At 30.3% G+C, this 5,605-nt stretch carries 7 protein-coding genes and 1 pseudogene; 3 read left to right on the top strand and 5 right to left on the bottom strand.

The window, feature by feature from the left end; all coding sequences use genetic code 11:
- On the top strand, positions 1-236 hold a 236-nt coding region (locus C1H58_RS12255; protein WP_207623140.1), incomplete at its 5' end, for a hypothetical protein.
- Here C1H58_RS12255 and C1H58_RS12030 read toward each other — a convergent pair.
- The 5 genes and pseudogenes from C1H58_RS12030 to C1H58_RS12020 form a co-directional block, all read right to left on the bottom strand.
- Positions 191-1,338: pseudogene (locus tag C1H58_RS12030) on the bottom strand (IS3 family transposase). The gene C1H58_RS12255 and the pseudogene C1H58_RS12030 overlap by 46 nt on opposite strands.
- A gap of 70 nt (positions 1,339-1,408) precedes the next feature.
- Positions 1,409-1,693 carry an IS110 family transposase gene (locus C1H58_RS12440; protein WP_242680383.1) on the bottom strand — a complete coding sequence of 95 codons (285 nt, stop codon included), beginning with the start codon at positions 1,691-1,693 and terminating at the stop codon, positions 1,409-1,411.
- Positions 1,660-2,103, bottom strand: coding sequence for a hypothetical protein (locus C1H58_RS12435; protein ID WP_242681014.1), 444 nt, complete (start codon positions 2,101-2,103; stop codon positions 1,660-1,662). The genes C1H58_RS12440 and C1H58_RS12435 overlap by 34 nt, the downstream gene beginning before the upstream one ends.
- 33 nt (positions 2,104-2,136) lie before the next feature.
- On the bottom strand, positions 2,137-2,436 hold the full coding sequence (locus tag C1H58_RS12430) for an IS110 family transposase (protein ID WP_242680381.1): 300 nt from the start codon (positions 2,434-2,436) through the stop codon (positions 2,137-2,139).
- Between the two features lie 450 nt (positions 2,437-2,886).
- Complete coding sequence (locus C1H58_RS12020; protein WP_165546307.1) at positions 2,887-3,708, bottom strand: lanthionine synthetase LanC family protein; 822 nt, start codon at positions 3,706-3,708, stop codon at positions 2,887-2,889.
- Positions 3,709-4,193: 485 nt separating this feature from the next.
- Between C1H58_RS12020 and C1H58_RS12015 the strand changes: the two genes are divergently transcribed.
- Together C1H58_RS12015 and C1H58_RS12010 are read left to right on the top strand one after the other, a co-directional pair.
- Entirely contained in the window at positions 4,194-4,700 is a 507-nt protein-coding gene (locus C1H58_RS12015) for a Gfo/Idh/MocA family oxidoreductase (RefSeq protein WP_242681013.1), read from the top strand.
- Between the two features lie 102 nt (positions 4,701-4,802).
- A partial coding sequence (locus tag C1H58_RS12010) for an MFS transporter (RefSeq protein WP_165546306.1) occupies positions 4,803-5,605 on the top strand: 803 nt, incomplete at its 3' end.

Genomic DNA, 5,605 nt, shown 5'->3' with positions numbered 1-5,605 from the left:
ATCGAAGAAAAAACTTTACTTGGAGAGATGATGGTACTTCAAAATTAAGTAGTGGGGCTTTAGGTGATTTAGGGGTACTGAATCTATGTCAAGAATCCGGAAACAGAAAAAAGAGAATTCTACCGCGCTTCGCTTGCTCGCCTAGCTTAGAATGTACTTTTAAAAATCAAAAAGTACATTCTAAGCTAGGCTATTTTGTTGCGTACTTCTTCTCAAATTCAATGGGGCTCATATAATTTAACGTTGAATGCACTCTTTTGGAATTGTAAAAAGTAAGGATATATTCCACAATGCTAAACATCGCCTCATTTCTGGTTTTATAGTCCTGATGATGTATCAATTCCTTTTTGATGATACTATGAAAAGATTCTATACAAGCATTGTCGTAACAGTTTCCTTTACGACTCATACTCGTTTGAATCCCTTTTTCATATAGTAAATTTTGATATTCTATTGAGGCATATTGACTTCCTCGGTCTGAGTGGTGGATTAGGCCTTCTCTAGGTTCTTGAATTGTACACGCTTTGTTTAGAGCTGACATCACAAGTGCTTTAGTCATACGGGGTGCCATCGCCCAACCAATGATTCTACGGGAAAACAAATCCATCACTGTGGCTAAATATAACCATCCTTCCTTCGTGTATACATATGTGATGTCAGCTACCCAAACGCTGCCGAGGTGTGATACTTTAAACTGTTGGTTTAATAAATTAGGGTATACAGGAAGACGATGATTTGAATGGGTTGTTGCCTTGTATTTCTTTTTTGTAATAGACCTTATACTGAGTTCCTTCATCAATCTGCTGACAGTTCTTTGGGTTACAGTATGTCCATGACGCCTCAGTATGTGTGTGATTTTGGGGCTTCCGTATCGTTTTTGACTTTTAATATAGATTTGATAAATATGCTTTTTCAAACCTTCACGCTTCACTATGCGCGCACTTGGCTTGCGATTTTTCCAATCATAATAACCACTTCTCGAAACACCTAGAACTTGGCACATCTTTACGACACGAAATTCATGTCGGTGTCCATAGATAAACTTGTATATTACTTCTGGTCTTTGGCAAAGATGTGCATAGCCTTTTTTAAGATTTTATTCTCTTCTTCTAAATCTCTTAATCGCTTTTCTAAATCAGTTTCTGCTTGCTTTTTTGACATACGTTTACCGCTACCGACAAAGCCTTTTTCACCGTTTTTACGGTATATACTCAGCCATCTTGTTAAGGTTTGAATAGGAATATCTAGATCTCTAGAAACTTCTGAGGCACGTCTCCCTGATTCCACTAATTGGATTGCTTCCATTTTAAAGCTATGATCGTATTTTCTTCTCGCCATCACTGACACTCCTATAAATTGATTTCTTTTATTATACATTAAATTCTTATCAATTTACTGTGTCCGTTTCTTAGTCTAGCATCATTAAATACAATAAACGCCTTGCTTTTTTATTTCCTATTTTGTTGATTGTATCTCGACTCTTTGAAGTTTCTGATTGATAACGTTTAACATCAATCCCTAAGAATGCATTCAGTTGTTTATTTGTTTTAAATTCTCTAATATCACCAATCTCACCAATAAGCAATGCAGCTGTGAGTTCTCCGATGCCATGAATTGAAATAATGTTTTCAAACTTAGTTGTATTTCTAGCTAAACCAATCATTTCCTGATCAAATGCTTTCTTTTCTTCCATCGCACTAAGCAGTTTGTCACATAAATATTGGACTTTTGTACGAGAAAAGAAGACTTGTGCACATTCGAAAAGCTATTATTCTTTATCTCAATTAATCGTTTGGCATACTTGTGAGCTTTTTTAATTGAAATGCCTTTATCAGTTGAATGATGGACTTTTTCTACCAATTCATCATTAGACAAAATGCTTACACATCCAGGATGAGGGAATTCTTTAGCTATATTTAATGCGATTTTTGAATATCTGTTAGTAAATAACTTTTCTATCCCTAGAAATGTTTGATGTAGTGTTTCGACTAACTCAACTTTAAGACGATTTTGATTCATTTCCATTTCTAAATGAAAGCGTGTACGTTCTCTCAGTTCAAAGTATATCTCTTCAGACTGACGTTGTACCTTTGAATCTTTCATTCTAAAGGTAAGAAGTGCGAGTTTATGTGCGTCTTACTTATCTGTTTTCCATGATCTTAACGAACTAGTTTTGAACTTAGCTTCTAGGGGATTCGTTTCTAGATAATCTATTTTATGAATTTTACAAAAGCGTTTCATTGCTCTCGAATAAACACCTGTTGATTCAAAGAGTATAAATAGAAAATCAAGATTCTTTATATAATTTTTAAGATAACGATAGCCATTTTGGTTATTTTGAATGACCATTTCTTTAATCAAAACTTCATTATTATAATGTGCGACCACACTTTCTGACTTACTTATATCAATACCTAAATAGTTGATAAAAATCATCCCTTTCTCTATTGAATTGAGAAGATTTTAACTTTACTTGGCCTTTTTCATTTCATTTTCCTACACACGGTTTCTAGAACCCAACATACTTCAATCGAATTTCAAAAGGAGAGTAAAGCTGATCAGTTTAAATTACGGACTCAAAGATTCACGAGACCGGTCGATCTACTTCTCTCTACAACTATAAAAAATTGCTGTGAGGAAATCTATCGTCATAAATTTCTTCACAGCTAATCTTAGTATATTTTATATGAATAGAACTTCTGATAATTACGATACGTCTTGTTTTGCTTAGATTATCAAATTCATGTATGAGTCCTTTGCGAGAATATAATTGTGGATTTCTAGATAACATTTCCTCTATACCTGTTATATCAATAAATATCATTACTAAATCCTATTTGTTTTAAAAATTTGATAAAAGTTGAAATAGAGTTTAAATTACAAATATTATATAAATAAACTTTCTGGGGTGGATGAAATAAGCAAGTTATTTAAAATTCCTGCTCCTCCTATCATAAAACTTTTGTTATAATTTGAAGGTTCAAATTCATTTAAAAATTTATCGATAGTTTTGTTCTTATAACAATCTAATTTATTGAATGGAACTAAAGACTCCTTATATAGATAATTTAAAATCCAAAGATTCCCAACTAGTCCGTGGCATAAACATAAATTTGAACTTTTATTATCAATAATATTTTTAATGATTTTATCAATAGGCCAATCTAAATTATATTTATTTTGTGGATAAGCTAATAATATTCCTGGAGAACCATGGCACCAATTAATAGGCTGCGTTTTGTCATCTTTACTAATATTCCAGTTATAAGTTTCATTATTTAAATTTACAGTTAATTGATTATAGCACCACTCTATATAGTTATTTAGAGCATCATCATTTATAATAAGTTGTACTTTATTTAATACATATATTTCTCCAGCAATCCCATGAGCAAAACCTAAATAAGTATTGGAAATATTGGATTGTAAATACTTTTGAGTCAAATTATATATGTAGTTTTTAATTTTATCATCATCATTATACTTATAATATTCAGAAAGAAAATATAAAAAACCTATACTTCCATTAATAATATCTCCTTCTAGCTCATCTTTTTCATTTTCCATATTATATAATTCGCTTATTATATATTCTGTATCAAATGAAGTATGATTCTTTTTTTTGCTATAAAAATTAATTTTAATTAAAACATGTAATATTCCTGATAGCCCATCGAAGTAACCAGTTTTTAAAGAACTTAAAGTTATTGCTTCAGTATTATTATCTTACACTTTTTTTAGAGTAATTAAATAGTATAATTGCTATTAAATGAAAATATATTATTTTGCATGGAAATTTGTAGAATAGAGGTGAACATATGAGTATATTTATATTTATTTTACTTGCTGGCCTATTAGGTTATTTTGTAATACTTAATGCAAAAAAAAATAGTCTCCTGAATCGTCTACACTTAATTGGACAACTTTCCTGAGGGAATGTATTGTTAAATTAAGAAAGTAGGCGGTGGAGCCATCGCAGATGCGATTTTAGTTCGAGCTTTATCAAAGTCATATAAAATATTTTAAGGATGATAATCATTGAGAAAAATTAAATAAAATCACTGGTACTAATTGGCCGATTTATATGGTACTGAAAAACGCGATTTACATGGTCCCGTATATCGCGTTTATATGGTTCTATAAAGGCGTCGTATGCAGAAAATGATAAAATTGGTGAAATAATATCTATTCATATGTCATTTTTAAAAAATAGTGCTTATCGAAGAAAAAACTTTACTTGGAGAGATGATGGTACTTCAAAATTAAGTAGTGGGGCTTTAGGTGATTTAGGGATACATCTTCTCGACTTGGCTACTTATATTACAAATAGTCAAGTGAAGGTAGAAACAATTAAAACTAAAATGATGACCAAAGTAAAACATAAAGGCAATAACCTGGTTCAAGTTGATGACCATTCAGAGACGTTCTTTATAACTAATCACGGTCAACACATTCATATAGAGACTTCAAAAGCATGTGAAAAGGAATTATGCGGATTCCATATTAATATATCAGGATATAATGGCGAAATAAAGTTTTCATCTAAAAAAGGCGGGGTTATTATTCTAAGCAATAATAATGTTCAAGAAATCATTCCATTAGAAGATAGGATATACATTGACCCTGAAAATGAGTTTTACGGGTGGAAAGATAGTTTTTACTACACACATTTAAATCTATTTAGAAGCTATCAAGTATAAAAAAGAAACTTCTATTTCAACTTTCGAGGATGGTTTGAGAGCACAAGAAGTTTTAGAACATTGTATTAATAGTCATAAACAAAAGCAATACATTAAACAAAAATGACTAAAAATCACATCCTCTATTTTTCTTTAATGTATTTTCTTATTGGCTTGATACACACTTTTGTCGGTTCATTTAATCAATACTTAAAAATCGAATTTAATATGAATCAATCAGATGTATCAAATTTAATAAGTATTCAGTTCACGACATTTATGATCGGAGTATTTTACTCTATTTTATCATTTAGTAAAAGTATAAAAAATACGCTTAAAGTAATTCATTTGTTAATTTTAATAATCGTTACTGCCTTTGTTTTTTTCGAAAATTTCTTACTTCTTCACTTTCTCATAGCTATACTTGGATTTTGTGCTGGTTTAATAGAATCATCTATAGCATCATATATATTTAACAATAAATTCAATTCTGCTAAAGTCTTTGGATATATTGAATCATTCTTTGCTATAGGGGCACTATTGCTCCCTATTATTGTATGGTTGCTCGAGTCATACTCAAATACAAAATTCTCAGTTCTCTTTATACTTATAGTAAATATTTTTTCGCTTTGGATAGTAAGTTCACTAACATTCGAAGTAGAAAACAAGAAGAAAAGTAACCTCACTAATGTCTTTACTAATAAAAAGTTTATGATAATTATAATTATCTTGATATGGTGCTTCTTTTATATTAATATAGAAACTAATTTTTCAAATTTACTGCCATATATGAATTTAGTTTCTGATAATTTAAGTTATATCATTGTCAGTATATTTTGGTTTGGAATAATTATAGGGAGATTACTGTATGCTATTATATTGTCAAAAATAAAAATAAGATTAGAGAGTCTACTATTATTATATAC

It is taken from the genome of Staphylococcus sp. 191 (assembly GCF_011174885.1).
GTDB lineage: Bacteria > Bacillota > Bacilli > Staphylococcales > Staphylococcaceae > Staphylococcus > Staphylococcus coagulans.
This window is presented reverse-complemented; position numbering and strand designations above follow the sequence as displayed.

Coding starts and splice junctions, on each gene's coding strand:
- C1H58_RS12430 (WP_242680381.1), bottom strand. CDS start 2,436: ATGATTTTTATCAACTATTTAGGTATTGATATAAGTAAGTCAGAAAGT.
- C1H58_RS12015 (WP_242681013.1), top strand. CDS start 4,194: ATGTCATTTTTAAAAAATAGTGCTTATCGAAGAAAAAACTTTACTTGG.
- C1H58_RS12440 (WP_242680383.1), bottom strand. CDS start 1,693: ATGGAAGAAAAGAAAGCATTTGATCAGGAAATGATTGGTTTAGCTAGA.
- C1H58_RS12435 (WP_242681014.1), bottom strand. CDS start 2,103: ATGAAAGATTCAAAGGTACAACGTCAGTCTGAAGAGATATACTTTGAA.